This window comes from Pseudarthrobacter sp. IC2-21 (assembly GCF_034048115.1).
In the GTDB taxonomy this organism is placed as follows: domain Bacteria; phylum Actinomycetota; class Actinomycetes; order Actinomycetales; family Micrococcaceae; genus Arthrobacter; species Arthrobacter naphthalenicus.
This window is the reverse complement of the sequence record NZ_CP139145.1, coordinates 4,158,264-4,184,283: the sequence shown is the minus strand read 5'-3', so window position 1 is coordinate 4,184,283 and position 26,020 is coordinate 4,158,264. Positions and strand designations below refer to the sequence as shown.

General features: G+C 66.0%; 29 protein-coding genes. 13 read left to right on the top strand and 16 right to left on the bottom strand.

Annotation, left to right across the window (positions count from 1 at the left end):
* Window positions 1-4: 4 nt before the first annotated feature.
* On the bottom strand, window positions 5-973 hold the full coding sequence (locus SBP01_RS19395; protein ID WP_320536973.1) for an acyl-CoA thioesterase: 969 nt from the start codon (window positions 971-973) through the stop codon (window positions 5-7).
* 238 nt (window positions 974-1,211) lie between these two features.
* Window positions 1,212-1,646: a DoxX family protein gene (locus SBP01_RS19390; protein ID WP_275213021.1), complete on the bottom strand. Its 435-nt coding sequence runs from the start codon at window positions 1,644-1,646 to the stop codon at window positions 1,212-1,214.
* 125 nt (window positions 1,647-1,771) lie between these two features.
* Between SBP01_RS19390 and SBP01_RS19385 the strand changes: the two genes are divergently transcribed.
* From SBP01_RS19385 to SBP01_RS19375, 3 genes are all read left to right on the top strand, one after another.
* Window positions 1,772-3,121 (top strand): MATE family efflux transporter, encoded by a 1,350-nt coding sequence (locus SBP01_RS19385; RefSeq protein ID WP_320536972.1) that lies wholly within the window; start codon window positions 1,772-1,774, stop codon window positions 3,119-3,121.
* Between the two features lie 25 nt (window positions 3,122-3,146).
* A complete protein-coding gene (locus SBP01_RS19380) occupies window positions 3,147-3,737 on the top strand; it encodes a hypothetical protein (RefSeq protein WP_275213023.1) in 591 nt (196 codons plus the stop codon).
* Window positions 3,738-3,843: 106 nt separating this feature from the next.
* The gene (locus tag SBP01_RS19375; RefSeq protein ID WP_275213025.1) at window positions 3,844-4,215 is read left to right on the top strand and encodes a hypothetical protein; all 372 of its coding nucleotides are present in this window, start codon (window positions 3,844-3,846) and stop codon (window positions 4,213-4,215) included.
* A gap of 10 nt (window positions 4,216-4,225) precedes the next feature.
* Here SBP01_RS19375 and SBP01_RS19370 read toward each other — a convergent pair whose 3' ends face one another.
* Window positions 4,226-4,816, bottom strand: a complete 591-nt coding sequence (locus SBP01_RS19370) for a CGNR zinc finger domain-containing protein (protein ID WP_320536971.1) — start codon at window positions 4,814-4,816, stop codon at window positions 4,226-4,228.
* Between the two features lie 71 nt (window positions 4,817-4,887).
* On the opposite strand from SBP01_RS19370, the gene SBP01_RS19365 reads away from it, so the two are divergent.
* Window positions 4,888-5,889, top strand: a complete 1,002-nt coding sequence (locus SBP01_RS19365) for an EamA family transporter (RefSeq protein WP_320536970.1) — start codon at window positions 4,888-4,890, stop codon at window positions 5,887-5,889.
* Between the two features lie 133 nt (window positions 5,890-6,022).
* Here the strand turns inward: SBP01_RS19365 and SBP01_RS19360 are convergent, their stop codons facing one another.
* Window positions 6,023-6,286, bottom strand: a complete 264-nt coding sequence (locus SBP01_RS19360; protein ID WP_320536969.1) for a WXG100 family type VII secretion target — start codon at window positions 6,284-6,286, stop codon at window positions 6,023-6,025.
* A gap of 215 nt (window positions 6,287-6,501) precedes the next feature.
* Here SBP01_RS19360 and SBP01_RS19355 point away from each other — a divergent pair, with 215 nt between their 5' ends.
* On the top strand, window positions 6,502-6,774 hold the full coding sequence (locus SBP01_RS19355; RefSeq protein ID WP_275213029.1) for a DUF2277 domain-containing protein: 273 nt from the start codon (window positions 6,502-6,504) through the stop codon (window positions 6,772-6,774).
* Window positions 6,775-6,861: 87 nt separating this feature from the next.
* Here the strand turns inward: SBP01_RS19355 and SBP01_RS19350 are convergent, their stop codons facing one another.
* From SBP01_RS19350 to SBP01_RS19325, 6 genes are all read right to left on the bottom strand, one after another.
* Window positions 6,862-9,276: a heavy metal translocating P-type ATPase gene (locus SBP01_RS19350; protein WP_320536968.1), complete on the bottom strand. Its 2,415-nt coding sequence runs from the start codon at window positions 9,274-9,276 to the stop codon at window positions 6,862-6,864.
* A 43-nt stretch (window positions 9,277-9,319) separates the two neighbouring features.
* Window positions 9,320-9,550, bottom strand: a complete 231-nt coding sequence (locus tag SBP01_RS19345; protein ID WP_275213032.1) for a heavy-metal-associated domain-containing protein — start codon at window positions 9,548-9,550, stop codon at window positions 9,320-9,322.
* Between the two features lie 77 nt (window positions 9,551-9,627).
* A complete protein-coding gene (locus SBP01_RS19340; protein WP_320536967.1) occupies window positions 9,628-9,975 on the bottom strand; it encodes a metal-sensitive transcriptional regulator in 348 nt (115 codons plus the stop codon).
* A 248-nt stretch (window positions 9,976-10,223) separates the two neighbouring features.
* Window positions 10,224-10,742 carry a universal stress protein gene (locus SBP01_RS19335; RefSeq protein ID WP_320536966.1) on the bottom strand — a complete coding sequence of 173 codons (519 nt, stop codon included), beginning with the start codon at window positions 10,740-10,742 and terminating at the stop codon, window positions 10,224-10,226.
* 95 nt (window positions 10,743-10,837) lie between these two features.
* Window positions 10,838-11,605, bottom strand: coding sequence for a class F sortase (locus SBP01_RS19330; RefSeq protein WP_320536965.1), 768 nt, complete (start codon window positions 11,603-11,605; stop codon window positions 10,838-10,840).
* 138 nt (window positions 11,606-11,743) lie between these two features.
* Window positions 11,744-12,508 (bottom strand): hypothetical protein, encoded by a 765-nt coding sequence (locus tag SBP01_RS19325; RefSeq protein ID WP_320536964.1) that lies wholly within the window; start codon window positions 12,506-12,508, stop codon window positions 11,744-11,746.
* Between the two features lie 284 nt (window positions 12,509-12,792).
* Here SBP01_RS19325 and SBP01_RS19320 point away from each other — a divergent pair, with 284 nt between their 5' ends.
* The 8 genes from SBP01_RS19320 (at window position 12,793) to SBP01_RS19285 (ending at window position 19,385) form a co-directional block, all read left to right on the top strand.
* Window positions 12,793-12,993, top strand: a complete 201-nt coding sequence (locus SBP01_RS19320; RefSeq protein ID WP_275213037.1) for a hypothetical protein — start codon at window positions 12,793-12,795, stop codon at window positions 12,991-12,993.
* Between the two features lie 73 nt (window positions 12,994-13,066).
* Window positions 13,067-14,209 carry an exo-alpha-sialidase gene (locus SBP01_RS19315; RefSeq protein ID WP_320536963.1) on the top strand — a complete coding sequence of 381 codons (1,143 nt, stop codon included), beginning with the start codon at window positions 13,067-13,069 and terminating at the stop codon, window positions 14,207-14,209.
* 7 nt (window positions 14,210-14,216) lie between these two features.
* On the top strand, window positions 14,217-14,504 hold the full coding sequence (locus SBP01_RS19310) for a MoaD/ThiS family protein (protein WP_275213039.1): 288 nt from the start codon (window positions 14,217-14,219) through the stop codon (window positions 14,502-14,504).
* Window positions 14,505-14,691: 187 nt separating this feature from the next.
* Window positions 14,692-15,474, top strand: coding sequence for an ABC transporter ATP-binding protein (locus tag SBP01_RS19305; protein WP_275213041.1), 783 nt, complete (start codon window positions 14,692-14,694; stop codon window positions 15,472-15,474).
* A complete protein-coding gene (locus tag SBP01_RS19300) occupies window positions 15,461-16,171 on the top strand; it encodes an ABC transporter ATP-binding protein (RefSeq protein ID WP_275213042.1) in 711 nt (236 codons plus the stop codon). The genes SBP01_RS19305 and SBP01_RS19300 overlap by 14 nt, the downstream gene beginning before the upstream one ends.
* A 3-nt stretch (window positions 16,172-16,174) precedes the next feature.
* The gene (locus SBP01_RS19295; protein ID WP_275213043.1) at window positions 16,175-17,056 is read left to right on the top strand and encodes a branched-chain amino acid ABC transporter permease; all 882 of its coding nucleotides are present in this window, start codon (window positions 16,175-16,177) and stop codon (window positions 17,054-17,056) included.
* Window positions 17,056-18,132 carry a branched-chain amino acid ABC transporter permease gene (locus tag SBP01_RS19290; protein WP_320536962.1) on the top strand — a complete coding sequence of 359 codons (1,077 nt, stop codon included), beginning with the start codon at window positions 17,056-17,058 and terminating at the stop codon, window positions 18,130-18,132. The genes SBP01_RS19295 and SBP01_RS19290 overlap by 1 nt, the downstream gene beginning before the upstream one ends.
* Window positions 18,129-19,385 (top strand): ABC transporter substrate-binding protein, encoded by a 1,257-nt coding sequence (locus SBP01_RS19285; protein WP_275213045.1) that lies wholly within the window; start codon window positions 18,129-18,131, stop codon window positions 19,383-19,385. The genes SBP01_RS19290 and SBP01_RS19285 overlap by 4 nt, the downstream gene beginning before the upstream one ends.
* A gap of 18 nt (window positions 19,386-19,403) precedes the next feature.
* Here SBP01_RS19285 and SBP01_RS19280 read toward each other — a convergent pair whose 3' ends face one another.
* From SBP01_RS19280 to SBP01_RS19255, 6 genes are all read right to left on the bottom strand, one after another.
* Window positions 19,404-20,027: a PadR family transcriptional regulator gene (locus SBP01_RS19280; RefSeq protein ID WP_320536961.1), complete on the bottom strand. Its 624-nt coding sequence runs from the start codon at window positions 20,025-20,027 to the stop codon at window positions 19,404-19,406.
* A gap of 65 nt (window positions 20,028-20,092) precedes the next feature.
* The gene (ligM, locus tag SBP01_RS19275; protein WP_275213047.1) at window positions 20,093-21,505 is read right to left on the bottom strand and encodes a vanillate/3-O-methylgallate O-demethylase; all 1,413 of its coding nucleotides are present in this window, start codon (window positions 21,503-21,505) and stop codon (window positions 20,093-20,095) included.
* 95 nt (window positions 21,506-21,600) lie between these two features.
* Window positions 21,601-22,473 (bottom strand): formyltetrahydrofolate deformylase, encoded by an 873-nt coding sequence (gene purU, locus SBP01_RS19270; RefSeq protein WP_275213048.1) that lies wholly within the window; start codon window positions 22,471-22,473, stop codon window positions 21,601-21,603.
* A gap of 10 nt (window positions 22,474-22,483) precedes the next feature.
* A complete protein-coding gene (locus tag SBP01_RS19265; RefSeq protein WP_320536960.1) occupies window positions 22,484-23,371 on the bottom strand; it encodes a methylenetetrahydrofolate reductase in 888 nt (295 codons plus the stop codon).
* Window positions 23,372-23,480: 109 nt separating this feature from the next.
* Complete coding sequence (locus SBP01_RS19260) at window positions 23,481-24,986, bottom strand: aldehyde dehydrogenase family protein (protein ID WP_320536959.1); 1,506 nt, start codon at window positions 24,984-24,986, stop codon at window positions 23,481-23,483.
* Between the two features lie 47 nt (window positions 24,987-25,033).
* Window positions 25,034-26,011, bottom strand: coding sequence for a VOC family protein (locus tag SBP01_RS19255; RefSeq protein WP_320536958.1), 978 nt, complete (start codon window positions 26,009-26,011; stop codon window positions 25,034-25,036).
* Between the last annotated feature and the right edge of the window lie 9 nt (window positions 26,012-26,020).

The window sequence follows — 26,020 nt, the reverse complement described above, 5'->3', positions numbered from 1 at the left end:
GGGTTCAGCCCTGCTGCAGCAGGTGGTTGGGCAGCCGGTTTCCGGGCGCTTTCCCGCGGATCTCCAGCAATTCGCGGGCATGGGCGTGCAGGCGTTTGTCCTCTTCCGTGACCGGCACCCACGGCGGGACGGGCACCGAGTTTCCCTCGGCGTCGCGCGCCACCATCACGGTGAGGCAGTACGTGGTGAGGTTCAGTGCGCCGCCCTTCGGATCGCCCGAACGCACGTGGACGGCGATGTGCATGCCTTTGGTCCCTGTGTAGACCAGCCGGGCCTCAACCTCCACGACATGTCCGATCAGGAGGGGCCGGTAGAAGCGCACGCCGCCGGAGAAGACCGCCACAGTGTCCATCCCGCAGTACCGCGAGGCGCAGACGTAGGCCGCTTCATCGATCCATTTCATGACGATGCCGCCATGGACCTTCCCTCCCCAGTTCACGTCGGTGGGGGCCGCCATGAACCGCAGCGTCACACGTTCGGCCGTTCCGGCGTCGGTATATTCCTGGGCGTTCATGGCTTCGACGATCTGTTCGCGGATCCTGATCCGGGCGAGTGCGTGATCGCGCTCTTGGATCTCAGCCGGGGTGACCGGCTCGAAGTGCTTCACGGGGACGGGCTTGCCGTCGTCGCCCACGGCCACGAAGATCACCATGCACTGGCTCCGCATGGTGGCAGGGCCGCCCTTGGGATCGCCGGAGGAAACCACGGTCCGGATGTGCATGGAGGAGCGGCCGGTGTAGACGATGGTCGCTTCCACCTCCACCATGTCGCCGCTGTTGACCGGGTCGGCGAAGTGGATGTTGCCCACGTACGCGGTGACGCAGTAGGACTTGGCCCATCCCACCGCGGCGGCATAGGCGGCCTTGTCCACCCATTCCAGGACGGTGCCGGCATCCACTGACCCGCTGTGGCCCACATCAGTGGGTGCCGCCAGGAAGCGCAGGGTGACGGAATTTGCCGCGGTCTCAGTCATGCTGCCCACCTTAGAGCGTGCCCCCGGTCCGCCGCACTTATGACGCCTGAGCCGCCCGCGGACCCTCCCCCCGCAGACGCTCCGCGGACCCTCCCCCCCACGCCACGCCAGGCCGGACGCTCTCTCACTTAATGCGCTTAAAGACGGGATGCTCTCTCACTTTCTTGAAGAAAGTGAGAGAGCATCCCGGGAAAACCCACATTAAGTGAGAGAGCGTTTTTGGGGCGGGGGTGGGTGCTTAGGCGAGGACCGCCAGCTTGTTGTTCATGCGGCCGAACAGGGCCCGGTCCACGGAGATGCGGCCGGCGCCGGTGAGGGCGAGGGCCAGGGCTGCTGCGCCCAGGAGGAGGACGAGTTCGTAGCCGCCCTTGTCGGCGTAGACGCCTGCGCCGGCGTGTACCAGGACGAGGGCACCGAGCATGTCCAGGGCCAGCAGGGCACCCACAACGCGGGTGAGGATGCCCAGGATGAGGGCGATGCCGCCGGCAAGTTCGAGGACGGCCACGAGGGGTGCTGCCAGGTCGGCTGCGGGAACACCCATCTGGCTGAAGGCAGCCTGGGTGCCGGCGATGGTCCACTCGTTGAACTTCTGCCAGCCGTGGGCAGCGAAGAGGAAGCCGAGGGCGACGCGCAAAATGGTCAGGGCGGAGGTGGTGAGGCGTGACTGGTTCATGTTTCGAGTGTCCCCGATGATTGGTTGAAGTGTCAACTAATTACCGGCTTTTGTGTTCCAGCTCATGACACGGGGCGTCACGGAAGCCGGGCCAGAACAGTCGCCGCCCCGGTTAAGCTGGCACTGTGCCGAACCGAACTTCCGCTGCTGCGGTACGCCCCGCCAGCCCTTCCCGGGACATTCTCCGGCTGGCCGTCCCGGCGTTTGGCGCGCTGATTGCCGAACCGCTCTTCCTGCTCGCGGATTCGGCCATTGTGGGACATCTCGGTGTTGCCCAGCTGGCTGGCGTGGGGCTCGCCTCCGCGGTGCTGCACACCGCCGTCGGCCTGATGATCTTCCTCGCCTACTCCACCACCCCTGCGGTGGCCCGGGCAATGGGCCACGGCCAGCTGGGCAAGGCCCTCGCCGCCGGGCGCGACGGCGTCTGGCTGGCTTTCCTGCTGGGCGTGGTCCTGGCGGTGGCAGGCTTCTGGGCGGCCGAACCATTGCTCACCCTGATGGGCGCCGCCGGCCACGTCCGGACCTTTGCCGTGGACTACTTGCGCTGGTCCATGCCCGGGCTGGTGGCGACGCTGCTGATTTTCGCCGGAACAGGGGTCCTGCGCGGGCTGCAGGACACCAGGACCCCGCTGGTCGTGGCCACGGCCGGCTTTACCCTCAACATCGTCCTGAACCTGTGGCTGGTCTATGGCCTTGGCTTGTCGGTGGCCGGCTCGGCGATCGGCACCAGTGCGGCGCAGTGGGCCATGGCTGCCGTCTACCTGGTGATGGTCCAGCGGAATGCGGCCAGGCACGGCGTCAGCCTGATGCCTGACTGGCGCGGGATCCGGGCACTGACCCGCGTGGGGTCCTGGTTGATGCTGCGCACCCTCAGCCTGCGCATCGCCATCCTGGCCACGGTTTTGGTGGTCACGGAACAGGGGGCCGTCAACCTGGCGGCCCACCAGCTGGCCATGACCATTTTCTCGTTCCTCGCCTTTGCCCTTGATGCCCTCGCCATCGCGGCGCAGGCCCTGATCGGCAAGGAGTTGGGGGCGTCCAACCCTGCAGGCGCCCGGCGGCTGACGCGGACGATGGTCTGCTGGGGCATCGGGTTCGGGGCTGTCACCGGTGCGCTGCTCGCCGTCGCCGCGCCGTGGGCGGGGGCGCTGTTCACCCCCGACGCCGGCGTCCAGTCCGCCCTGACGTACGCCTTATGGATCCTGGCGGCCGGCCAGCCCATCGCCGGCTACGTTTTTGTCCTCGACGGGGTGCTGATCGGGGCCGGCGACGCCCGGTACCTGGCCGTGGCCGGGCTGGTGAACCTCGCCGCGTATGTCCCGCTCCTGCTGGCTGTTGCCACTGGCGGCGGGACCTCACCGGCAAGGCTCGCATGGTTGTGGGCCGCATTCGCCATCGGCTACATGGCCGCCCGCGCCGTGACTCTTGGCCTCCGTGCCCGATCGGACCGCTGGATGGTGCTGGGTTCGCCATAGGACCTGATCCCACTAAACTGGACCGGTGAACCAACCACTGACTCCTGCAGCCACGGCCGCAGGCACCGCCCAGCAGGCTGACCTGTGGAAGCCGGTATTGCTCCGCGCCCTGGCAGCACTCGCCTTCGGTGCCCTGACGATTTTCTGGCCTTCACCCTCAATCCAGGGCATGGGCTGGGCGGGCGGTCTGTACCTGCTGGCCACCGGACTCCTGGTGCTTTGGGGTATCCCCAAGGCGGGCGACGCGCGGAACGGGATGCCCGGCAGGATCGTCTCCGCAGCCGGCGCCGTCCTGACGGGGGCGGGCGCCGCGCTGGTACTGCTGCACGGGAGCGGGGTGTTCGGCGTGGTCGCCGCCCTGGGCCTCGGCCTGGCCGGCGCGGCGGAGTTGTATTGCGGCCTCCGGTGCCGGGCCCGGCATGTGCTGGCCCGCGACTGGATCGCCTCCGGCGTCATAGGCCTCGGCACTGCCGCGGCCCTGCCCTTCTTCATCAGCCTCGGACCCCATGCCCTGCTCGGTGTTGCCGGCGGCGGGGCCATCATCTCCGGTGTGTTGTGGGTCCTGTCCGGGCTGACCCTGAGGCACGATGCCCGGAGCGCCGCCCGGAAGCCGTAAACTAGAAGAAGACCGTTCTACCCAGCGTAGAAAAAATGCGGGGCGGGACAATCCGGAACATTCAAAACCAGCAGGCCGATTCGGCCCGGCTGTAGGAGGAAATATCGTGGCAGACCAGCAACCAGGCAAACCGCGCAAGCTGCGGACCTCGGTGAAGGGGCCGCTGATGTTCTCCGCGTTCTGGGCCGTCCTCGCCTTCGTTTCGGTGTTGATCTTCGCCTCCGGCGGCAGCGCCAAGACCCCCCGGTTCGATCTTGCCTTCACCGGCGCGGGCATCGCGTTCATCGTCACACTGGTCATAGCGGCCATGCTCTCCATGAGCTATAAGGAGAACGCCGAGCACCTGGGCAAGGGCTCCGGGGTCAACCTCAGCTCCGCCAAGAATCCCTCGCACGGGTTTGGCGGGAACGGCCAGGGCCACGCGGACGGCCCTTCGGAAACGCCCGACGCCGACGGCCCGGGTACCAGCCGCTCCTAGCCGGCCGGTCCTAGCCCACCGTCCCGCGTCCGGCCGTCCCGCGTCCGGCGGTCCCGCGTTCGGCGGTCGCCTGGCGCGCCCGATAGGCAGCAACGTGGGCCCGGTTGGCGCAGTTGCCGGTGTCGCAGTATCGCTTGGACCGGTTTCGGCTCAAATCCAGCACCACGGCATCACAGTCGTCCGCCGCGCAGACAAGCAGGCGGTCCATCTCCTTGCTTCGGATGACGTCCACGAGGGCCATGGCGGCCTCGGTCCCCATCCTGTCGGCCAGCGGTGCCTCCCGGGTGGTGGCGTGCAGGTGCCAGTCCCACCCGTCGTGTTTTGTCAGTTGCGGGAGTGCATTGGCCTCGCGCAGCAGCCGGTTCACCCCGGCCACCGCCGTGTCCTCGTCTGCCGTCCACAGCGCACTCAGCCGGCTGCGCAGTTCGCGAACGCTCGCCACTTCGGCGTGGTCACGGGTGCGGGATCCGCTGAAGCGCTCCACGTCAAGGAAGTGGTCCAGATCGGCCACGGTAGCCAGGGATTCGCGCCCGTTTGCGGCCGTGTTGATCAGGTTGACCACCGTGCGCAGGGCAACCTCGGTGTCAGGAGCAAATACCATCTTGACTCCTTACCAAAGCCGGGCGTAATGTCAGGACCATAACCCCACTTTACTCCTGACAGGAGGCGCCGGTGTCTGCCGCCCTCAATCCCGCCGCCGCGCGCGGGTTCCTCGGCTCCGGCCTGGGAATTGCGCTGTTCTCCTCTGCCGTGTTCGGCCTTTCCGGTTCCTTTGCCAAGGCTCTTCTGGAGTCCGGATGGTCCCCCGGGGCCGCCGTGACCGCCCGCTTGACCGGCGCCGCGCTGATCCTGGCACTTCCCGCGGCCCTGGCCTTGCAGGGCCGGTGGCACCAACTCAGGGACAACTGGGTCACCATAGCCCTCTTCGGCCTGATCGGCGTGGCAGCCTGCCAACTCTTCTATTTCAACGCCGTTGCCCGCCTGTCGGTCGGCGTGGCGCTGCTGCTTGAGTACCTCGCCCCGGTCCTCATTGTGCTGTGGCTCTGGATTGCCAGCCGCAAACGTCCGCGGATCCTGACTTTCGGCGGAACTGTGCTCTCCCTCGCGGGCCTGGTGCTGGTGCTGGACCTTGCCGGTGCCGTCAAAATCGACGTGGTGGGGGTCCTCTGGGGCCTGGCCGCCGCAGTCTGCCTGGCCATCTATTTCTTCATCACGGCGAAGGAGAACGATTCGCTGCCGCCCATCGTCCTGGCATCGGCCGGACTGCTGGTGGGTGCCGTGGTGATGTGGCTGGCCGGCGCCACGGGACTCCTGCCCATGGCGTTCAGTACCGGGGATACCCGGCTGGGCCCCTGGATTGCGCCGTGGTGGGCGGCCCTGGCCGGGCTGGTCATACTCGCCACTGTCCTGGCCTATGTTTCCGGCATCATGGCTGCCCGCGCGCTCGGCTCCAAGGTGGCGTCCTTCGTCTCGCTGACCGAGGTGCTGTTCGCCGTGATCTGGGCCTGGCTGCTTCTGGGCGAGCTGCCGGGCCCTGTTCAGTTGCTGGGCGGTGTGCTTATCGTCGCGGGCGTGGTTTTGGTCCGGCTGGATGAACTGCGCGCCGGGGCGGCCGCCCTCGCTGGCACGGCCGCACCGCTGGATCACGCGAACGACGTCGAACCCGTTCCCTGAGTGCCGGGGCGTTTAGCAGGTGCCACGCACCCGGGGCTGCGCATCTGGCAGCGGTGCACCCCCAACGCAATCCGCCGATTAAAGTACGGGGGCCCGGACGGTTCGTCCGGGCCCCCTTGCAGGCAGAGCGGGTTTAGCGGGAAGCCTGATCCTGCTCATTGGCGTTCCTGGTGGCCTTCTGGCCGGCATCCTTGAGCGCCTGGATGACCTGGTTCAGCGCACTCGTGTGCGTGCCGGACCATTCGCCGCGGAAGTGGTCCGCGTCCGGGCCCTTCCACTGGGTGCTGTCCAGCATGCGGGTCAGGTTGCTCCGCTCCTGCTCGATCGTGGAAGCACCGGCCTGCAGCTTCGTGCCAAGAGTCCTGAGCTGCTCTACATCTGCGCCCCAAATAGCCATCAGTTTCTCCTCATAAAGTCATTGGATCCGATCCGGATCGGCATCCCCAGCGGCCCCCGGCTCATCCGGGAGATCCATTGCCCCCAACCTATCCCGGCCCCGCAAACCCCGTCGATGGGCACCGCTGCCCATGCAGCCCTCACCACGGGAGTGCCTCCCGGGGCGGCCCGCGGCAGGGGGTCGATTCCGGGCGTTCCAGAGCCTAGCATGACCGTATGTGCCGGAATATTCGAACCCTCCATAACTATGAACCGCACGCCACGTCCGAGGAAGTGCACGCGGCCGCCCTGCAGTACGTGCGCAAGGTCAGCGGGAGCACCAAGCCGTCCAAGGCCAATGAGGAAGCCTTCGAAGCGGCAGTGCATGAAATCGCGCATGTCACGCAGCACCTGCTGGACTCGCTGGTGACACATGCGCCCGCCAAGGACCGGGACGAGGAGGCGGCCAAGGCCAAGGCCCGCTCCGCCATCCGCTTCGGTACCGCCTGAGCGGAGCCTCCCGTCATCTAGGTAGCGCTAACTGTCGTTTTGAAGCGTCAAAACGACAGTTAGCGCTACCTGGTTGGGCCGGTGCTCCTATTTGCCGAAGCTGCGCAGCCGCAGCGAGTTCGCCACCACCAGGACCGAGCTCGCCGCCATCGCACCACCGGCCAGCATCGGGTTCAACAGGCCCAGGGCAGCCACCGGAATGCCGATGGCGTTGTAGAAAAAGGCCCAGAACAGGTTGGTTTTGATGGTGGCCAGGGTCCGCCGGGAGAGTTCGATCGCCTGGGCGACCTGGCCGAGGTCATCGCCCATGACGGTGAGGTCTGCCGCTTCAATCGCCACGTCGGTGCCTGAGCCCATGGCGATGCCAAGATCGGCCTGCGCCAGGGCGGCGGCGTCGTTCACGCCGTCCCCGGCCATGGCCACCGTGGCACCCCCGGCCTGGAGCTTTTTTACCGCCTCGACCTTTCCGGCCGGCAGCACGGCGGCGTGAACGTCACCGGGGGAGATCCCGACGGCGGCAGCCACCTGTGCGGCCACGGCGGCGTTGTCTCCGGTCAGCAGGATAGGCCTCAGCCCCAGCCCCTTCAGCCGTTCAATGGCCGCCGCCGAGCCCGGCTTGATCGTGTCCTGCAGGCTGATGATGCCGGCCGGAACCCCGTCCACCGCAACCCAGATGGCCGTGGCGCCGCCCGCCTCCGCAGCATCCAGTGTTTCCTGCTGCAACGCGGTGATGCTGACGCCGTTCTCCCTCAGCCAGCCCGTGCGGCCCGCCAGGATGACGCGGCCCCCCACGGTTCCGGCCACTCCGCCGCCGGGCGCCGAACGGAAGTGTTCGACGGCGGGCAACCGGCCGCCGTCGTACGTGGCCTGCACCTGCTGGGCTGCTGCCGCGATGGCGCGGGCGATGGGGTGCTCCGACGCGGCCTCGACAGCACCGGCGAGGCGCAGCACGTCACGCTCCAGGTGGCCCTCAAACGCCGCGGTCCCCGCCACGGAGAGCTTCCCGCTGGTGATGGTGCCGGTCTTGTCCAGCAGGATGGTGTCCACGGTTCGGGTGTCTTCGAGGACCTGCGGGCCCTTGATCAGGATGCCCAGCTGGGCCCCGCGACCGGTGCCGGTGAGGAGGCCCACGGGAGTGGCGAGGCCCAGTGCGCAGGGACAGGCGATGACCAGGACCGTGACCGCGGCGGTGAACGCGGCCCGAAGTTCGGCAGGATCAACTGCCGGGCCGCTGGCCACGAGCCACAGCCCAAACGTGACCACGGCGATGACCAGCACCAGGGGGACAAAGACCCCGCTGATCCGGTCGGCCAGCCGCGCGATGGGCGCCTTTCCGGTCTGGGCCTGGGACACCAGCCGCGCCATCTGGGCAAGGGTCGTCTCGGAGCCGACCCGGGTAGCCCGGACCAGCAGGCGTCCCGAGGTGTTGATTGTGGCGCCGGTGACCTTGCTTTCGGGCCCAACCTCTACCGGGACGGATTCGCCGGTCAGCAGGGACGCGTCGACGGCGGAGCTGCCTTCGAGAACGACGCCGTCGGTGGCGATTTTCTCGCCGGGGCGGACCACCACAACGTCCCCCACGCGGAGCTGATCGGCGGGGATTTGGTGTTCGGTGCCGTCCTGGAGGACTGTGGCGTCCTTGGCGCCGAGGTTCAACAGTGCCTTCAGGGCATCGCCGGCCTTTTCTTTGGCGTTGGCTTCGAGGAACCGGCCCAGGAGCAGGAAGGAGGTGACCACCGCGGCGACTTCAAAGTACAGGCCGCCGGATTCCATGCCTTCCATGCCAGGGTGCTCAGTCAGGCGCGGGTCAAGCGCCAGCTGCCAGACGCTGAAAAGGTACGCGGCCGCGACCCCGATGGAGACGAGGGTGTCCATGGTGGAGGCAAAATGGTGTGCGTTGACGGCGGCGGCGCGGTGGAACGGCCAGGCCGCCCAGCTCACCACGGGAAGGGCCAGCACTCCCGCCACCCAGCCCCAGTTCGGGAACTGCAGGGCCGGGACCATCGAGATCAGGAACACCGGAACCGTCAGGACTGCCGCCACAATCAGCCGCGGCCTGAGTTTGGCAGCGGCTCCTCCATTGGCCCCATGGTCCCGTTGCGCACCGCCTTCGGACACATGCTCCGCGTGCTCGGTCGTTCCTCCCTCAGACGCACGCTTCCGCATGTCACCGGAGTCGGTGCTCTGGCCATCCGGGGAACTGGTGTACCCGTCTTCCGGACCACCGTGACCACCGTGACCACCCAGATCGTGCGGATCTTGGTGAGTGGGGGCGGGGGGCTGGCGGAGGGTGGCTTTGTAGCCAGTGGCGTTCACGGTGTCCACGATCTGCTGGTCCGTGATGCCTGCCGGAGCCGTGACGTGGGCGGATTCCAGGGGGAGATTCACGGAGGCTTCCACGCCGTCGAGCTTGCGGAGTTTCCGTTCCACGCGGTTCACGCACGAGGCACAGGTCATGCCCTCGATGTCCAGTTCAACCACCCGGTTACCCGCTTGGCTCATTAAGTCCTCTGTGTGCACGGTGCGTGGCCCGCCTTCTGAGTAGTTACGCTTCGTTTGCCACAACCAGGTAGCCGGCTTCGGCCACCGCTTCGCCGATCTCGGCCGGCGACAATTCCTGGCTGGAGGTAATGGTGACAGTGGAGATGCCCCCGGCGTTGAGGTCCACGGCGACCTCTTCAACACCGGCGAGGGATTCAATTTCTTCGGTGACGGAGGAAATGCAGTGGCCGCAGGTCATGCCGGACACGCTGACAGTGGTGGAGACGGTGCTCATGGTTGCTCCTTTAAAGGGGGCCGGCAGGTTGGCCTGGCCCCGGGTTGGGTGGGTCTGGTTGGGCGGTGGCTGGAGGGTCACCGCAGGAGGCGGCCGATTGCTTCCGCTGCCTCCTTGACCTTGGCGTCGATCGCTTCAGCCCGCAAGTCAGGATCGGGTTCGGCGGCCGCGCCCACGACGCAGTGGCCGATGTGTTCCTCGACAAGGCCCAGGCTGACGGCGTGCAGCGCCTTGGTGACAGCGGAAACCTGAGTCAGGATGTCGATGCAGTATTTGTCCTCATCCACCATCCGGGCAATGCCGCGGACTTGCCCCTCGATCCGCTTGAGCCTTCGCAAATAGGCGTCCTTGTTGGCGGTGTAGCCATGCGGCGGCGCGGGCTGGGCATCAGCCTGCAAGGGGACGGTTGCCTGGGAAGATTCCATGAGTCCAACCTATACCCCAAGGGGGTATGCCACAAGTACCCGGTGGGGGTATGAGTTCCTCAGTTCCGGACACAAAAAAGCTCCGGAGTGCGTTATTGGGGGATACGCACTCCGGAGCAGCCTTTGGGCAGATCTGTCCGGCCCCCTGGCCGGATCTCTCTGCTCGGTCCAGCTTACTTGCCAGTATGGCTGTCCGCCACCACCTCGAATAACTACTTTCGCTTTATTTTCCAGGCCGCTTCAACACGCTATTCACGGTCCTCGTGTGCCGCCCGGCGGTAGGGGACAACCAGCACGGGCCGGCTTTGGTGATGGGTCAGCCAGAGCCCTACGGAGCCGTTAAGCATCTCGGAAATCCGGTGGGACAGGCCGCGTTCCGAGGTGCCCACGATGATCATGGGCGCGTCGGTTTCGGCGGCGAGGCGGGCGAGGGCGCGCGCGGGGTCGCCCGTGAGGGTTCGCAGTGTCCATTCCACCTGCACGCCGTTTGCCCTGCTGTGTGCCACGCTGCGTTCAATGTCGGCCCTAATGCCTGTGGTCACAGCCCGGACGTCGTCGTCGTCCTCCCCGGGATGGAGTGAGAGGCGGTGCGCCGACCGGGCGGGATCCCACTCCACCAGGTAGCTGGCTTCGTCAACATAGGCGCACAGCAAAGGCACCGAAAGCCGTGCCGCAAGGTTAGCCGCGGTGGTCAGCACTTCCGGGTGCTGGTTGGGCAGTACCCCCACCAGGAGCGGGGGCGGTCCACTGAAGGGTTCGGGAGTCATAACCCCATTTTGTGCCGGACGGCGGTCCTTGAACAGGGCCGGGAGTTCGGACTGGACGAGTGCGGGCCGGCGTGTACCCCGTCGTCGCCAGCCAGTCAGCCGGCCGCAGGAGAGGCCGAAACCACCACGTTCTTCCCCCAGGGATCCTCGGTGTAGCAGCTGATCAGCACAACGCGATTGGGCACTATATCCCAGATGGGGCTGTCCTTAAGGCTGGCCTTGAGGTAGGTGGTGACAGAGTCAACGCGGTAGCGGATGGTGCCGGTGGCCGTGACGACGTCGAACCCGTCTCCTGTGTTTGCCCGGGAGCTGAGGTGGTTGAACGGGGCATCCCGGTCCTCCCAGCTGTGCCCGATGATGTACGTGGTATTGCCGGAGCCGCTGCCCGGAACTCCGAAAGGTGTCAGCCAATAGCCGTCCATGGTGGACGGGGGCACAACAGTCCGGCTGGCAGCCGCGGCGGCATCCGGTTCGAGCGGATGGACCTCGGTGTCGATGGCCGCCGCCTGGTACCGGACCCGCAGGGGTGCGGAAGCATCGGGCAGCACCGGTCCGGCGACGGGCGTCGCTGATGGGGCGACGGACAAGGGTGCCGCCGTGGACGCCTGTTCCGCGGGTTGCGAGGGCATGGGAACGGACGACGGCGGCGCTACCGAAGGTGCCGCAATTTCGGCCGCGCGGACGCCGGACCCCCCGTGGTTGCCGACGTCCGGCGGGCTAAGTAACGGGCCGCCGAATGTCAGCGACAGGAAACCCAGGACACCGCACAGGAGAATAGCCAGGTCCCCCCTGTTCAGGCGGTTCCAACGGGACGCGCGCACCACGCGTCCGCGGGCGGTGTGCCTGGCGGGCGGCTTCGACATGGGGCCCTTTCCGCGCCGCTGGCCGGTGCTGGTGTTGATCGGTGCTGGTGCCGGGTGAGGCTGATAGGGAATGCGGCGAGGGCGCCCCGCCGGGACTGACGGGGCGCCCTCACCGGTATGGCTGGCGACTCGGGCGGGTCAGCCCGCCGTCGGCGATTCGGTGCGGGACTTGCGCCGGACGGAGACCACGGCCCCCGCACCAAGCAGGACGCCCAGCCCGGCCAGCCAGGTGGTGCTTCCACCGGTTCCTGTGACGGACGTCTGCGCGTTGTAGCCCTGATTGGTGCCGCGGCTGACGACGGCCGCCGGTACCTTGGCGACCGCACGCTGAGGGACGGCCGCCTGGCCCGCAGGCTTTTCCGCGGCCGGGGCGGGCGTGACCGGGGTTTCCGTTAACACCGCCGGCTTTTCCACCGTCGGCTGCTCCTCGGTGGTCGGCTGTTCCGCCGTCGGCTGCTCCTCGGTGGGAGGTTGTTCCACCGGCGGCTGTTCCTCTGTGGGTGGCTGTTCAGCCGGCGGTTCTTCCTCCGTGGGTGGTTGTTCGGCCGGCGGCTCTTCTTCGGTGGGTGGTTGTTCCGCCGGCGGTTCTTCCTCCGTGGGTGGCTTCTCCTCAACGGGCGCGGTGGCTGTGCAGTACTTGGCAAAGTTGGCCATTCCTGCAGTCGTCCAGTTATGGCCGTCCGTCAGCACGGAATTAGGCGCCACGATGTCTGCCGTTTCGAGCCTGTGGCTGCTCAGGGCGTTAATGCTGATGAAGGTGGCTATGTAGGGGTTGGTGGCACTGCTTGTGGCATGGCAGACGAGGACCTTTTTGGTGTTGTCGTCTGTGCCGGCAAAGGCCGGTGCGGAGGCGGTGAGCAGTGCCAGCCCTGCGACCCCCAAGATTGGTAGGGCTCGGTTCATGATTTTTTCCCCAGACTGTAGTGAAGCTGGTCATGACGGGGGAGCGGCAGCTTCCTTGTTCCCCAGATGCATGGTCAGCTTGCTTGTGATGTCAGGCTAGGCTCCGAACGGGGACGGGTCCTGAGTAGCAGGTACTCGACTTAAGGGGCGATTGACCTGCGGCGATACCTGCCCCTACCCGAAAATGACAGCACACTACCGGGTGCAGTGCGGTGCGCACGGACCCTTGAACGGCGACTTGCCCGCGCCTACCGTTGATGCATAGGAAAGGTGCGTGACGGGGCATGGAAATTTACATGTGGTGGCTGGACGTAAACCTCGACACCAAGGAATGGCTGCGGGAAAACCTGCGGGCGGGGGAATTGCCGCTGCCGGTCCTGCAGGGCATCGCCGAAGCAGGAGGACCGCATCCCGGGAATCCCGTGGAGGTCCTCACCGCGGCGGACTGGGATTTCATCGAGACGCAGTCCGAATTTGTCGACTGACCGTTCCCCGCGCCGGCCGGGTTATTCCACATAGCCGGGAAAACCGTTGCGGCCTTCCGGCCGGGATGGTTGCATGGGGTGCATGGCAACCGCAGAGAGTTTTGTCCTGGCGATCGGCACCAAAAAAGGCCTCTGGCTGGCCACGAGCCCGGACCGGCAGCGCTGGTCCTTCTCCGGTCCGCACTTCCTGATGAGCGAAATACCCAGCATCGGCATAGACACCCGGGCCGGCAGGACCCGGATCATGGTGGGCGTCAGATCCGAGCACTGGGGCCCCACGGTGGCTCACTCCGATGACCTTGGTGCCACGTGGTCCGAACCCGAAAAGGGTGCCATCACCTTTCCCGAAGATACCGGCGCGGCCGTGGAAAGGATCTGGCAGATCTATCCGGACGCGGAGGCCCGGCCCGGCGTGGTGTGGGCAGGGGCCGAGCCCATTTCGGTGTGGAAATCCACCGACGGCGGCGAGCACTTCGAGCTTAATCGCGGGCTCTGGGACCATCCCCACCGCAGCGAGTGGGGTGCCGGCTACGGCGGCGCCGCCGCACACTCCATCCTTGTCAATCCTGCAGGGGACACGGTCCATATCGCCATGAGCACGGGAGGCGTGTACCGCTCGCTCGACGGCGGCACCTCCTGGGAGCCCCGCAATAAGGGGATCTCGGCCTACTTCATGCCGGATCCCAACCCGGAATTTGGTCAGTGCGTGCACAAGATCGCGGCGGATGCCGCCGTCGAAGGCCGCCTCTACGCTCAGAACCATCACGGTGTGTACCGCACCGACGATAACGGCGAAAACTGGAACTCCATCGCCGAAGGGCTTCCGGCCGACTTCGGCTTTGTGATGCTGACGCACCCCCGCCGGGAAGGAACCGCCTGGGTGGTGCCGTTGAAGGCCGACGGCGAGCGGATCCCGCCGGAGGGCAAGCTTGCGGTCCACCGGACGGACGACGCCGGCGCCACGTGGAAACGCCTGGATTCCGGGCTGCCCGCCCACGAATACAACAGCGTGCTGCGGGACGCCGCCTCGGTGGATTCCGCTGAACCGGCCGGCGTTTATTTCGGGACACGCGGCGGGACGGTCTACGCCAGCGCTGATGAAGGCGAAACGTTCACCGAGGTGGCATCGCACCTGCCGGACGTCCTGTGCGTCCGCGCGGCCAGGATCCCTGGTGCCCTTCCGGTTCAGGAAACGGCAGCTGCCCAGGGTGCCTGAGGTCAGGATGCCTGAGATCAGGGTGCTGCTGCCCAGCGTCCTCCACCCGCTGGCCGGCGGACAGTCCATCCTGACCGCCCCCGCCGAGGGCTCCATGACGGTGGGGGAGTTGCTCGAACGGGTGACTGGAAACTATCCGGTCCTCGCCCGGCGGCTTCGGGACGAAACCGGTGCCCTGCGCCGCTTTGTGAACATTTACGTAAACGGCGACGAAGTGCGGCGCCTCCGTGGCCTGGACACCGAAGTGGCTCCGGGCGAGGAGGTGCTGGTCATCCAGTCCGTGGCCGGTGGTTAGGCGCCGGTAGGGGTCAACCGGGCGGCATTCTGTTCCACCCCGCCGGGGACTTCCTTCCACCCGGTCAAGGGGAAACCAAACTCGTTCCAAAATCGTTGACAATTTCGTTTTCGATCCGTACCGTCGGTGTCGTGCGGACGTGACGGACGCGTCCATCCCGGGCAACGATGCGACAGGAAGGTGGAGGGTGGCCGCAAGCCTGAGCCTCACGGACGTCAACCTCCACTTCGGCGGGGTCAAGGTGCTGCAGGACGTCAGCATGAACGTGGCGCCGGGCGTCATCTTCGGCCTCGTGGGCCCCAACGGCGCCGGCAAGACCTCCCTCTTCAATTGCATCAGTGGCCATTACAAGCCAAGCTCGGGTTCCATCACCATTGACGGCACTGAAGTCCTCGGCAGCGCCCCGTCCCGGCTGTCGCGCCTGGGGCTGGCGCGGACTTTTCAGCATCCTGCCCTCCAGCTGCACTCCACGGTCCTTGAGAACGTTCTGCTCGGCGGCCACACGCGGCTTCCGGGCGGCCCTCTCCCATGGGCATTGAGGCTGCCCTTCACTGCACGCGCTGAGGACGAAATGCGCTCGGAAGCGCTCGAACTCCTGGATCGTGCCGGACTCGGCTGGGCAGCCGGCAAGCCCGCCGATGAACTTTCCCACGGGCTCCATAAGGGCATCGAGTTATGGCGGGCCCTGCTCTCCAAACCCTCGCTGTTGCTTCTTGATGAGCCGGCGGCTGGCCTCTCGCACGCGGAGGTAGAGCAACTCATCAGCACCGTGAAGCGTGTCCGGGATGAGCAGGACATCACCATTGTCATTGTCGAGCACCACATGGGACTCATCTCGGCTCTCACCGATCAGGTGGTGGTCCTGGATCACGGCCGCAAGCTGATGGAGGGCACCGCGGCCCAGGCGCAGTCGGACCCCCGCGTCATCGAGGCCTACATCGGGAAGGACGCAGCGGATGACGCTGCTTGAACTCTCCGACGTGACTGCATCCTACGGGCCTGTGCAGGTCCTGGACGGAGTCTCCCTCAGCGTGCCCGAGGGTGGATCTGTCGGTATCCTCGGCGCGAACGGAGCGGGCAAGACCACCACGCTGCGCGCCATCAGCGGCACGGTGCGGACGGGCGGACGGATCACCTTCGACGGCCGGGATATCCGCGGCTTCCGCCCCGACCAGGTCGCCGCCCTGGGGATCGCCCATGTGCCGGAAGGCCGCGGAACACTCGGCCAGCTGTCGGTGCGGGAAAACCTGATGGTGGGCGCCTACCTCCGCAAGGGGAAGCAGAAGATCGCCGCCGACGTCGACTATTGCCTCGATCTGTTCCCTCAGCTCCGGGACCGCATCGGTTCGCGGGCTGCGGCGCTTTCCGGGGGCGAGCAGCAGATGCTCGCCGTGGCGCGCGCGTTCATGGCCAAACCCAAGCTGTTGCTTCTTGACGAAGCATCCCTCGGGCTGGCGCCAAGCACGGCGAAGACGGTCTATGAGGCCATCCGCCGGCTGCGTCTTGACTCGGGAATCGCCATGGTGGTGGTAGAGCAGAATGCCAACCTGGCCTTCTCGCTTGTGGACACGGCCACCGTGCTGGAAACCGGCCGCAACGTACTGACCGGTTCCTCGGCCGAACTCAAGGGCATGGACGAGATCCGCCGCGCCTACCTGGGGGGCTGAACCATGGGAACCTTCATCCAGCTCGTAGTGGACGGCCTGGCCACCGGCTCTGTCTACGCTGCCCTGGCCCTGGCCATCGTGCTGGTTAACCAGGCAACCGGCCTGATCAACTTCGCCCAGGGCGGCATGGCTGTCTTCTCCGCCTATATTGCCTACGCCTTTGTGCGGGTGGGACTGCCGCTCATTGTGGCGATCCTCCTTGCGCTGGTGATTTCGTTCTTCATCGGCGCCCTGGTGGAACGCTTCCTGGTCCGCCGGTTCGAACGGGGGGACCCTGACACGGCCGTGGTGGTGACCATTGGCCTCCTGACCCTGGTCACGGGCATCGCCGCAGTTCTCTGGAGCTACAACAACCTTCCCTTCCCGTCACTTTTCCCGCTGACCAGCGTGGACATCCTCGGCGCGGTGGTAAGCGTCCGGTCACTTGCCACCACCGTGACCATCCTCGTCATCATGGGGGTGCTCCAGGTGCTCTTCCTCCGCACCAAGCTGGGGCTCGCGCTCCGGGCAGTCGCCGACAATCCCGGCTCCGCGGCGTTCTCCGGTCTTCCAGTAGGACGGCTCCTGATGATCGGCTGGGGCCTCGCAGCCGCCCTTGGCTGCATTGCCGGCGTGCTGGTGGCCCCGCAGCTGACCCTGACGCCGGGCATGCTGGACACCGCGCTCGTCTACGCGCTCGCCGCTGTCATCCTCGGGGGCCTGAGCAGCCCGATCGGCTGCGTGGTGGCCGCTTCTGCCATCGGCGTGCTGGAGAACCTCGTCGCCGTCTACGTACCCCTCGTGGGGCACGACCTCAAAATCGCGGTGCCTTTTGCACTGATCTTTATCATCCTCATCCTCCGTCCCCAAGGCCTGTTCGGGCGAAAAGTCGTGGTGCGGGTCTGATGAGCAACCCTTCTTCCCTTGTTCGCAACAAATTCGGCCGCACCGCCCTCATCGCGCTGGTTGCGGTGGTGTTGCTTGCCGCCCCGCTTTTCCTTCCGCCGTTCGCCAACCAGACGCTGGTGCGCATCGGTGTCTACGCTGTCGCGGTACTGGGACTGAACATCGTCATGGGCTACACCGGCCAGGTCAACCTCGGACAGATTTTCTTCGTCGGGCTGGGCGCCTACGTCACCGCCTACGGCGTCAACCAGGGATGGAACATCGTCCTTGTCTTCCTGGCTGCCTGTGCCATCGCCGGCATCGTCGGGCTGCTGGTGGCCCTGGCGGCCGCCCGGCTGGGCGGCCTCGCGATTGCGATGGTCACCATCGCGCTGCCCATCGTCGGTGTCCCGCTGGCCAAGCGGCTTGAGGAATTCACCGGCGGCTCCCAGGGCATCTCCGCCCGCTTTTCGGACGCCCCCGACTGGTCGGGCCTCTACAGCGACCAGTGGCAGTTCTACATCATCCTTCTGGTGACCGTCATCGCCTTCCTGTTGGCCCGCAACCTGGTGCGTGGCAAATACGGCCGGGCCTTCGGCGTCGTGCGCGAAAACGAAGCCGTGGCCGCGTCAATGGGAGTCTCGCCGTACCGCACCAAGGTACTGGCATTCACCATCGCTTCCATCTATGGCGGGGCGAGCGGTTTCCTGTATCTGGCAGCCGTGCAGTACACCTCACCGGAAACCCTCAGCTTCGGCCACTCCATCAGCCTTCTTGCGGCGATGGTGATCGGCGGCGCGGGAAGCATCGTCGGTTCGCTGATCGGCGGGGCCTACTACGTCTTCGTTCCGCAGCTCACCAACGCCATTGACCCAAGCTTCACCACGCTCAGCCAGGGCGCCATCCTCCTCGCCGTGTTGTTCCTGTTGCCCGAAGGGCTGGTCAGCCTGCCACGGGTGATCCGCAGGCTCACCCGCCGGGGCAGTACCCGATCCATCCCGGGGACCGATCCCCCCAAGACCGCTTCGCCGCCCCGGCCAGTCACGGAGGCGGCCCCGGAGGAACTCGAACCAACTGAGAGGCAAGATCGATCATGAAACTGAGAAAAAAGTCAGGCGGGGTCCTCGGCGTCGTCGCGATGGTATCGATCGCCGCGCTTTCCCTTACCGGGTGCACCCGCACGGCGCCGGGGGAGGGCGGCGGCGCACAAGCGGCTCCGGGAGTCACGGACACTGCAATCACGCTCGGCGTCACCACTCCGCTCAGCGGCGCGACGGCGGGGCCGGGTACCTGCACCGTGGCAGGCGTTACCGCCTACTTCGGCTCCGTGAATGCCGCCGGCGGCGTGAAGTTCGGCGACGGTAAGACGCGGACGGTCAACATCAAGGCGTACGACGACGGCTACGATCCGCAGAAGTCTTTGGCGAACTTCCAGCAAATGGTGTCCGACAACGTCTTCGCCGTGACGGCCGGCCTTGGCACACCGACCAACCGGGCCTTCCGTGACGCCGCCATCAGCGCCAAGGTCCCGCAGGTGCTCGTGATGACCGGCGACCCGCTGTTCAGCGACCGGAAGCAAAGCCCCTGGCAACTCGGGTTTGTGCCGATCTACCAGAATGAGGGTGCGGCGTTCGGCAAACTGCTGGCCCAGTCGAAGGGACAGCACAAAGTGGCCATCCTGTCGCAGAACGACGATTACGGCAAGGGCTACGTAGCGGGCTTTAAGGAAGCCACCAAGGGTGCCGCCAATATCTCCGTTGTCGGGGAACAGACTTATGAGGCCACCGATACATCCGTGGATGCCCAGCTCACCCAGCTGGCGTCGTCGGGCGCGGACGTCTTCTTCAACGCCATGTCGATCACCCCACTGATGATCGCTTCGCTGCAGAAGGCGCAGCAAATCGGGTGGAAGCCGAGCTGGTTCCTTCCCTCCAACACCTCAAGCCCGACGGCGATCCTGGAACCGGGCGGTGCCGGCGCCTACCCGGGCGTTTACACGGTGTCGTTCGCGAAAGCCCCGCAGAGCCCGACGTTCGCCAAGGACCCCGACGTCGTTAAATTCCTTGCGGACCTCAAGCAGTACGGCAACTACCCCGACGTGCCGGCGTTCCCGCACTGCATGTGGAGCTACATGGTGGGAGCCACGCTGGAGCAGGCCTTCAAGGATATGAAGGAGCCCACCCGCGACAGCTTTATGACCTCGCTGCGGAACATCAAGGGCCTGAAGGCGCCGCTGATGCTCGAAGGAACCGCGGTGGACACCACTACCGATGGCCAGCCGGCCGTCTCCTCGGTGCTCGTGCAAAAGTACAACGGCAAGGGCTACGCCACTGCTGAGAACTTCGGATAACTGCGGGGAAGGCAGGGATCAGACGTGGGCGGAGTTCGGGTCAGACCGGACTCCGCTGCCTGCGTGTTGCAGCTCGTCGATGAGCCGGAGACCGCGTTTGGCCCAGGCGATCTCGCCCCGGGCCCTGTCCACCAGGCCTTCGTAGGTGAACCGTTTGAAGGCGATGGTCCGTTCACGGTCCTCCGGTTCGGTGACCGCCAGGCGCCGCACCAGCATCGGGTTGGCGACCTCATCGATCCGTAGGAGTTCGCCCTCCCACTGCGCCAGTTCACGTTCCCACTGATTGATGTGGGCACGGAAAAAATCGCGGGCGGCGTCCGGGGCGGCGGCCTCAAGGTACGCGGCCCGGAGGTGGGCAGGATCGCGGACCCGCGCGTACTCCAGCGGCGTGTGCATCCAGGTGAGGAACGCCTGCTCGCCGGCATCCGTCACGTGGTAAACCCGCCGGGTGGCGCGCTGGCCCCGCGGCTGTTCTTCACCCTCGATGAGGTGCTCGGCCTCCATCTTGCGCAGCTCGGGATAAATCTGGGAGTCCGGCGCATGCCACACGTGACCCACCGACAGGGAGAACTGTTTCTGCAGTTCATAACCTGAGAGCGGCCCCACCCGAAGCAGCGCCAGAAGCGCGTATCGCAGGCTCATGGAGGATCCCTTCGGTGGCCGTTGCTGTCAGGGACGGACCCGCCCCTGACAGCACGGCTTCCAGCCTAGGCTGACTTGTAGTTGGTGCGCCAGCCGCCGTGGTACGTGGCGCGTGCCACTGAAGAGTATGGCACCGGGCTGACCACTGCCCGCACTTCCGTTTGGACGTGGGGTTCGACGGCGGCCTTGGACGTTCCGCCGTCCGGCTCGCCCCACACCACCTTCAGTTCGGTCCCTTCGGGCACGTCGGGATCGATGGTGGCCAGGGAGAGGGCCCGCCGTTCGTTGGCGCTGTAGCCGGTGAACATGGAGTATCCGACGACGGTGCCGTCCGCGTCGACCACGGAGTCGTAGTTCGCGGATCCGTAATTTGCCAGCGGCAGGTCAAAGAACTTGTAGCTGGGTCCTTCAACGTTGAAGAGCGACGCGAAAATCGAGGTCACATCCCCGCCGTCCCAGGCGAGCGTGACCTTCTTGCGCTGGGCGGCCACGTCCATCTTTTCCAGTGCGTCACGGCCGATGAAGTCATGGTCAAACTTCACGAACGAGCCGTAGCCGAGCTCCCAGGGGGTGAGGTAGTAGTCCTCGATGTTCCCGGACACGAAGGACCCCGCGAGCGTCCCGGTAGCCTCGTAGCCGTCGGCGGGAAGCCATTCCCTGTAGCCGCGCTCGGCCTCGCCGCTGTAGATGGCCGGCAACGGCGAGGGGATCCAGCCGGACTCCAAAGTGTTGGAAGGATAGGCGCGGGATCCGACGGGGACCAGCCCGAACTCGGCACCGGCCTCGACGATCGCGTCACGGATGCGGCCATGGTCAGCATACGGACCCCAGACTTCAAGGCCCGGCGCCCCGGCCATGCCGTGGCGGAGGGTGCGCACGGTGGTGCCTGCGATTGTCATGGTGGACATGTTGAAGAATTTGAGCTGTTCGAGCGGGCCGCCGTTCAGCTTTTCGATCACCTGCCAGGCGTTCGGTCCCTGGATCTGGAACCGGTAGTACTGGCGGGTGACCTTCTCGCCGTACGGCCGGGACGGCGAACGCCGGTCCACCGTGATATCAAGGTTCCCGTAGCCGCCCGTTTCGCCGTGGTAGAGCAGCCAGTTCGCCGCCGGCGCCCGCCCCACGTAGACGTACTCGTCCTCACCTTCGCGGAACAGGATGCCGTCGCCGATCACATGTCCGGACGCAGTGGTGGGCACATACTGCTTGGCCTTATTGACGGGGAACACGGCAGTGGAATTGATTGCCGTGGACGAGATGAGCTTGATGGCGTCCGAGCCCTTCATGAACAGGTTGTCCATGTGGTGCGACTGGTCATACAGCACCGCAGTCTGGCGCCAGGCGGTCTGCTCCTTGATCCAGTTCTGGAAGTCGGCCGGGACCACCGGGTAGATGTAGGAGCCGATCTGGGAGTTGCGGAGCAGGTCAACTGCGCCGCGGGATGAATCGAGTACTTCCTGCAGATTCCTGGGTGCCACGATGAACCTCTTATCTGTGTCGATTTATCTGTGTCGATGGTCGGTGTGTCTGACTAGTGGGTTTTGTTTGGTCAGGCTGATCCGCCGGCGGCGGATCAGAAAACGATGGTCTGGTTGCCGTGCCGGATGACACGGTCTTCGGCGTGCCACTGCACGGCCCGCGAGAGCACGGCCCGCTCGACATATGCTCCGCGGGCCTGAAGATCGGTGGCCGAGTGGGCGTGGCTCACGCGGGCCACATCCTGTTCGATGATGGGGCCCTCATCGAGGTCCCTGGTCACGTAGTGCGCGGTGGCGCCGATCAGTTTTACGCCCCGCTGCTTCGCCTTCCGGTACGGGGCCGCGCCGATGAACGCCGGCAGGAAGGAGTGATGGATGTTGATCAGCGGCACCCCGGCCCGGTCGAGGAAATCCGGCGACAGGATCTGCATGTAGCGGGCAAGCACCACAAAATCCACATTGCCCGCAAGCAGCTTCAGGATCTCGGACTCCGGGTGTGACTTGTCGGCGTCGCCCGAGGGCACGTGGAAGAAGGGCACCCCGAAGGAGCGGACATCTTCAGCGGTATTGGTGTGGTTGGAGATCACCATCGGGATGGTCACCGGCAGCTCGCCCCGGCGGTGCCGCCAGAGCAGCTCGAGCAGGCAGTGATCGGACGTCGAGACCAGGATGGCCATGCGCTTGGGCACGGATTGGTCGGTGAGCTTCCAGGCCATTCCCAACGGGTTCAGGGTTTTCTCCAGATCATCCTTTATCCCGGGCATTGCCACCGCGAGGTCGGGCCGGGAGAACACCACCCGCTGAAAGAAGTCGCCGCCCGTGGGATCTGACGAATACTGGTCGAGCGAGATGATGTTTCCGTTGTTGCGGGTGACCAGTGCGGCGACCGCCGCGACGATTCCCGGCTGGTCCGGCCCGTGGACTATCAGGCAGGCCTGGTCACGTTTGGCCTCGGTGTGTACAGCCACTGCTGCCGCCTCACTCCTCACCGGGGTTGAACCGGCGGACCCAGCCCGCGGTTTCCGCGAGGCCTCCGAAGGTGTAAAAATGCAGTCCGATCTGTCCGCCCAGCCCGGGGCCCGCGGCGTGTTCGGCAAGCACGGCGGCAAGGTCGTTGACGAAGTTGTCCGGTCCCGCAACCCCCATCAGGTTGGTGAGGGAGAAGCCGTATTTCTTAACGATCATGGCATTCGCGCCGATGCCGAAGCGGCGTGCGAAGCCCAGGAGCCGCTTGACCCCGGCCGGTCCGGGGGTGCCGATGCGGATGGGCGCCTTGATGCCCCTGGCCCGGACGGCGTCGACCCACTCGGCAACGGGAGCGCTGTCGAAGGCGAACTGGGTCACGATCAGAGGGTCAAAGCCGTGCTCCTCGAGGGCGGCGGACTTCTCTTCCAGGGCCCGCCACAGGGTGTCCGTGGAGATGTCCGGGTGGCCTTCGGGGTAGCCGGCGATCCCGACTTCGCGGACCCCGAACTGCTGCAGGATTCCGCTGTTGATCACGGCCAGCGAATCCGGGTAAGGACCTTCAGGCCGGGTGGGATCGCCGCCGATGACGAACACGTGTCCGGTGGCGTCCACTTCCTGCAGGCGGCCGAGGAACTCCTCAAGCTGCTGCCGGGACTTCAGGCGGCGGGCCGAGATATGCGGGACGGGCACGAACCCGAGTTCGCGGACTGCCTTCGCTGCGGCCACACGCATGTCCAGGTCTTCGTTGCCGAGGAAGGTCACGTTGATCCTCGTCCCGAGGGGGATGAGGGGCCTGGCCTCGATGAGCGCCGGGATGTCCTTCCCGGTCATCTCGAGGGAAAAATCCTTCATGAGTTCGAGCGATGCTGCACGGTTGGTCGCGTGCGAGATTTTGGTCACGATCGCAAATCCTTTCGGCGGGGCGCGACAGTGCGCCTGCCCACCACTTTACCTATGCGCATAGGGAATGTATATAGGTAAAGTGGTGGGGCCTGGGATGCTTCCGGAACTAGCCCGCCGGGGGCGCTGCGGGCGGGCCTTCGGGCTCGAGGTGGGCGATCGAACGGGTGTCCTGGAACGCACGGACGCCCTCGATTCCCTGTTCCCGGCCCATGCCGGACTGCTTCATCCCGCCAAAGGGCGCCCGCAGGTCCAGCCGGGTGGCGCCGTGATCGTTGACCCAGACGTAGCCGCAGACCAGCCGCCCGCCCACCCGGTTGGCCTTGTCCGGATCGGCCGTCCACACCGAGCCGCAAAGCCCCGACCACGAATCGTTCGCTGACCGGATGGCCTCGTCCTCGTTGTCGAACGGGATGAGCGGGATGACCGGGCCAAACTGCTCCTGGGTGACAACGCGCAGTGACGGGTCGGGGTCGATCACGAGGGCGGGGCGCAGGAAGTTGCCGCCTGCCAGCTCCGGATCGGTTGGCAGCGTCCCGAACTCCCGGACGTCTGCGCCTGCCGCCTTCGCCTCCTCGATGATCTCGCTGACGAACGCCTTCTGGGCCGGAGAGTGCAGCGGGCCCATCGTGGTGCCCTCCGCCAGGCCGTAACCGATGACCGCCCGGTCCAGCCGCTCCGAGAGTCCGCGGACCATCTCGTCCAGACGGGAGCGGTGGACGTAGATCCGCTTGGCATTCATGCAGATCTGCCCGGTGGTGTCGAAGACCGCGGCGTACAGGCGGTCCAGGTGCGTGTCGTCCAGGACCGCGTCCTCGAGGACGACGGCGGGGTCGTTTCCGCCGAGCTCCAGCGTTACCCGGGTCAGCGACTTCGATGCCATTTCCATGATCCGTTTGCCGCCCGCCACACTGCCCGTGAAGCAGACCTTGGCCACATCCGGGCTGGTAATCAGGGCGGACATGTCAGCGTCCTTGCCGGTGACGACGTTCAACACTCCCGCCGGCAGCTTCTCGGCAATCCTCTGGACCACACGGGTGGTGGCAAGCGGCGTGGTGGGCGGCGGCTTCACGATCGCGGTGTTCCCGGCGAGGAGTGCGTGCGGCAGGGACGCCGCGAGGATGGCGATGGGCCAGTTGAACGGCACGATGATGGTTACGACGCCGAGCGGCTGATACGCGACGGTGGTGGAGACGGGAACCCCGGGTGCCGGCGGGAGCACCTTGGTCGCGTCCACGTCGTCGGCCAGCGCGAGGGCAAGGTTCCAGCGGATCTCGAAGACGAGGGAGTCCACCCAGGCCTCCATCCGGATCTTTCCGTTCTCCTGCGAAAGGATGGCGGCATCCTCATCGCGAAAATCGGCGATGCCCTCCAACGCCACGCGCATCTGCTCGGCACGTTCCCTCGCGCTGAGCGCGGACCAGGAAGGATAGGCCGCCTTTGCGGCCGCGATCGCATCGTCGACGTCGCCGGGCCCGGCCGCTGCCGCGTGTCCAACGATGACACCCGGCTTGCCTGGATCCGCGACTTCCAGGGTCCCGGCGGCATGCCGTTCCGCGCCCCCGATAAAGAGCCCCGTTGCTACCGGGGCCGCAGTGTTCATTGTGTCGGTCATGGCTTAGGCACCTCTCTGTGCAGTATTGCCGGATAACTTCATTGTGGTCACTGGACGTTCGGGGTTCCATGAGTGTGGAACGTTTCGATGGTCTTCATGCCCCAGGCCTGGCCTTTCTTGCGTTCCTCCTGGGTCCACTCCACCACGGGCGAATCGGGGTCCAGCAGGAGCCGGGCGCCGGCGTTGGCGAGTTCAATCCGGTTCCCGCCAGGCTCCCAGACGTACAGGAAGAAGGTCTGGTTGATGGCATGTTTGTGCGGCCCCGACTCGATGTGGATGCCGTTCTCCAGGAAGATGTCCGCCGCCTTCAGGATGTCCTCCCGGGTGTCCGGGGCGAAGGCGACGTGATGGAGCCGGTTGCCGTGCTTGAGCCAGTCATCCGAGTAGACAATGTCGTAGGACTTGTTGTTGAAGTGGAACCACCACGCGGCGTACCCGCCGTCGTCGAGCTTGATCCGCTCACTTTCGCGTCCCCGCAGTGCCGAGGCGACGAACTCGCCGTTGGCCACCACGTCCTTGGCCAGGAAATTGATGTGGTCCAGCCTTCGGGCGTTGACGCCGCGGCCGGGGAACGCGGAGGCCTGGTTCTTCAGCGCGGGTTTGTCATCGGTGGCTACGTAACGCTCGGTTTCGTAGTAGATCGCCAGATCGTGCCCGTCAGGGTCGCGGAACGCGTACGTGGGACCGGTACCCACTTCCCCGTCAATCCAGCCCACGCCCAGTCCGGTCGCCTCGATTGCCCCGACCCTGCGCTCAAGAGCCTCCTGGCTGGTGGTCCGGAACGATGTCCGCCCCACCCCGGCGTCTGCCGCTTCAGTGAGCTTCACCGTGTAGAGCTGGTATTCATCCCACGTGCGCAGATATACCGATCGGTTCCCGGCCCCGGACGTCCCGGCCTCTCCGGATTCCGCCACGACCCGCATGGCCAGCAGGTCACGGAAGAACCACAGGCTCTTCTCGAAGGTGGGCGTCAGCAGCTCCACGTTCCCCAGGTGGGCGACGTCGAACGAGGTGAACTCGGTCATGGACTTGTC

What these genes read in the sequence shown, in the direction of transcription:
- SBP01_RS19255 (WP_320536958.1), bottom strand. Translation starts at nt 26,011, where the DNA reads ATGACCGAGTTCACCTCGTTCGACGTCGCCCACCTGGGGAACGTGGAG.
- SBP01_RS19320 (WP_275213037.1), top strand. Translation starts at nt 12,793, where the DNA reads ATGGAAATTTACATGTGGTGGCTGGACGTAAACCTCGACACCAAGGAA.
- SBP01_RS19370 (WP_320536971.1), bottom strand. Translation starts at nt 4,816, where the DNA reads ATGGTATTTGCTCCTGACACCGAGGTTGCCCTGCGCACGGTGGTCAAC.
- SBP01_RS19340 (WP_320536967.1), bottom strand. Translation starts at nt 9,975, where the DNA reads ATGGAATCTTCCCAGGCAACCGTCCCCTTGCAGGCTGATGCCCAGCCC.
- SBP01_RS19390 (WP_275213021.1), bottom strand. Translation starts at nt 1,646, where the DNA reads ATGAACCAGTCACGCCTCACCACCTCCGCCCTGACCATTTTGCGCGTC.
- SBP01_RS19345 (WP_275213032.1), bottom strand. Translation starts at nt 9,550, where the DNA reads ATGAGCACCGTCTCCACCACTGTCAGCGTGTCCGGCATGACCTGCGGC.
- SBP01_RS19335 (WP_320536966.1), bottom strand. Translation starts at nt 10,742, where the DNA reads ATGACTCCCGAACCCTTCAGTGGACCGCCCCCGCTCCTGGTGGGGGTA.
- SBP01_RS19355 (WP_275213029.1), top strand. Translation starts at nt 6,502, where the DNA reads ATGTGCCGGAATATTCGAACCCTCCATAACTATGAACCGCACGCCACG.
- SBP01_RS19280 (WP_320536961.1), bottom strand. Translation starts at nt 20,027, where the DNA reads ATGAGCCTGCGATACGCGCTTCTGGCGCTGCTTCGGGTGGGGCCGCTC.
- SBP01_RS19395 (WP_320536973.1), bottom strand. Translation starts at nt 973, where the DNA reads ATGACTGAGACCGCGGCAAATTCCGTCACCCTGCGCTTCCTGGCGGCA.
- SBP01_RS19295 (WP_275213043.1), top strand. Translation starts at nt 16,175, where the DNA reads ATGGGAACCTTCATCCAGCTCGTAGTGGACGGCCTGGCCACCGGCTCT.
- SBP01_RS19285 (WP_275213045.1), top strand. Translation starts at nt 18,129, where the DNA reads ATGAAACTGAGAAAAAAGTCAGGCGGGGTCCTCGGCGTCGTCGCGATG.
- SBP01_RS19300 (WP_275213042.1), top strand. Translation starts at nt 15,461, where the DNA reads ATGACGCTGCTTGAACTCTCCGACGTGACTGCATCCTACGGGCCTGTG.
- SBP01_RS19350 (WP_320536968.1), bottom strand. Translation starts at nt 9,276, where the DNA reads ATGAGCCAAGCGGGTAACCGGGTGGTTGAACTGGACATCGAGGGCATG.
- SBP01_RS19310 (WP_275213039.1), top strand. Translation starts at nt 14,217, where the DNA reads ATGCCTGAGATCAGGGTGCTGCTGCCCAGCGTCCTCCACCCGCTGGCC.
- SBP01_RS19330 (WP_320536965.1), bottom strand. Translation starts at nt 11,605, where the DNA reads ATGTCGAAGCCGCCCGCCAGGCACACCGCCCGCGGACGCGTGGTGCGC.
- SBP01_RS19325 (WP_320536964.1), bottom strand. Translation starts at nt 12,508, where the DNA reads ATGAACCGAGCCCTACCAATCTTGGGGGTCGCAGGGCTGGCACTGCTC.
- SBP01_RS19260 (WP_320536959.1), bottom strand. Translation starts at nt 24,986, where the DNA reads ATGACCGACACAATGAACACTGCGGCCCCGGTAGCAACGGGGCTCTTT.
- SBP01_RS19360 (WP_320536969.1), bottom strand. Translation starts at nt 6,286, where the DNA reads ATGGCTATTTGGGGCGCAGATGTAGAGCAGCTCAGGACTCTTGGCACG.
- SBP01_RS19290 (WP_320536962.1), top strand. Translation starts at nt 17,056, where the DNA reads ATGAGCAACCCTTCTTCCCTTGTTCGCAACAAATTCGGCCGCACCGCC.
- SBP01_RS19315 (WP_320536963.1), top strand. Translation starts at nt 13,067, where the DNA reads ATGGGGTGCATGGCAACCGCAGAGAGTTTTGTCCTGGCGATCGGCACC.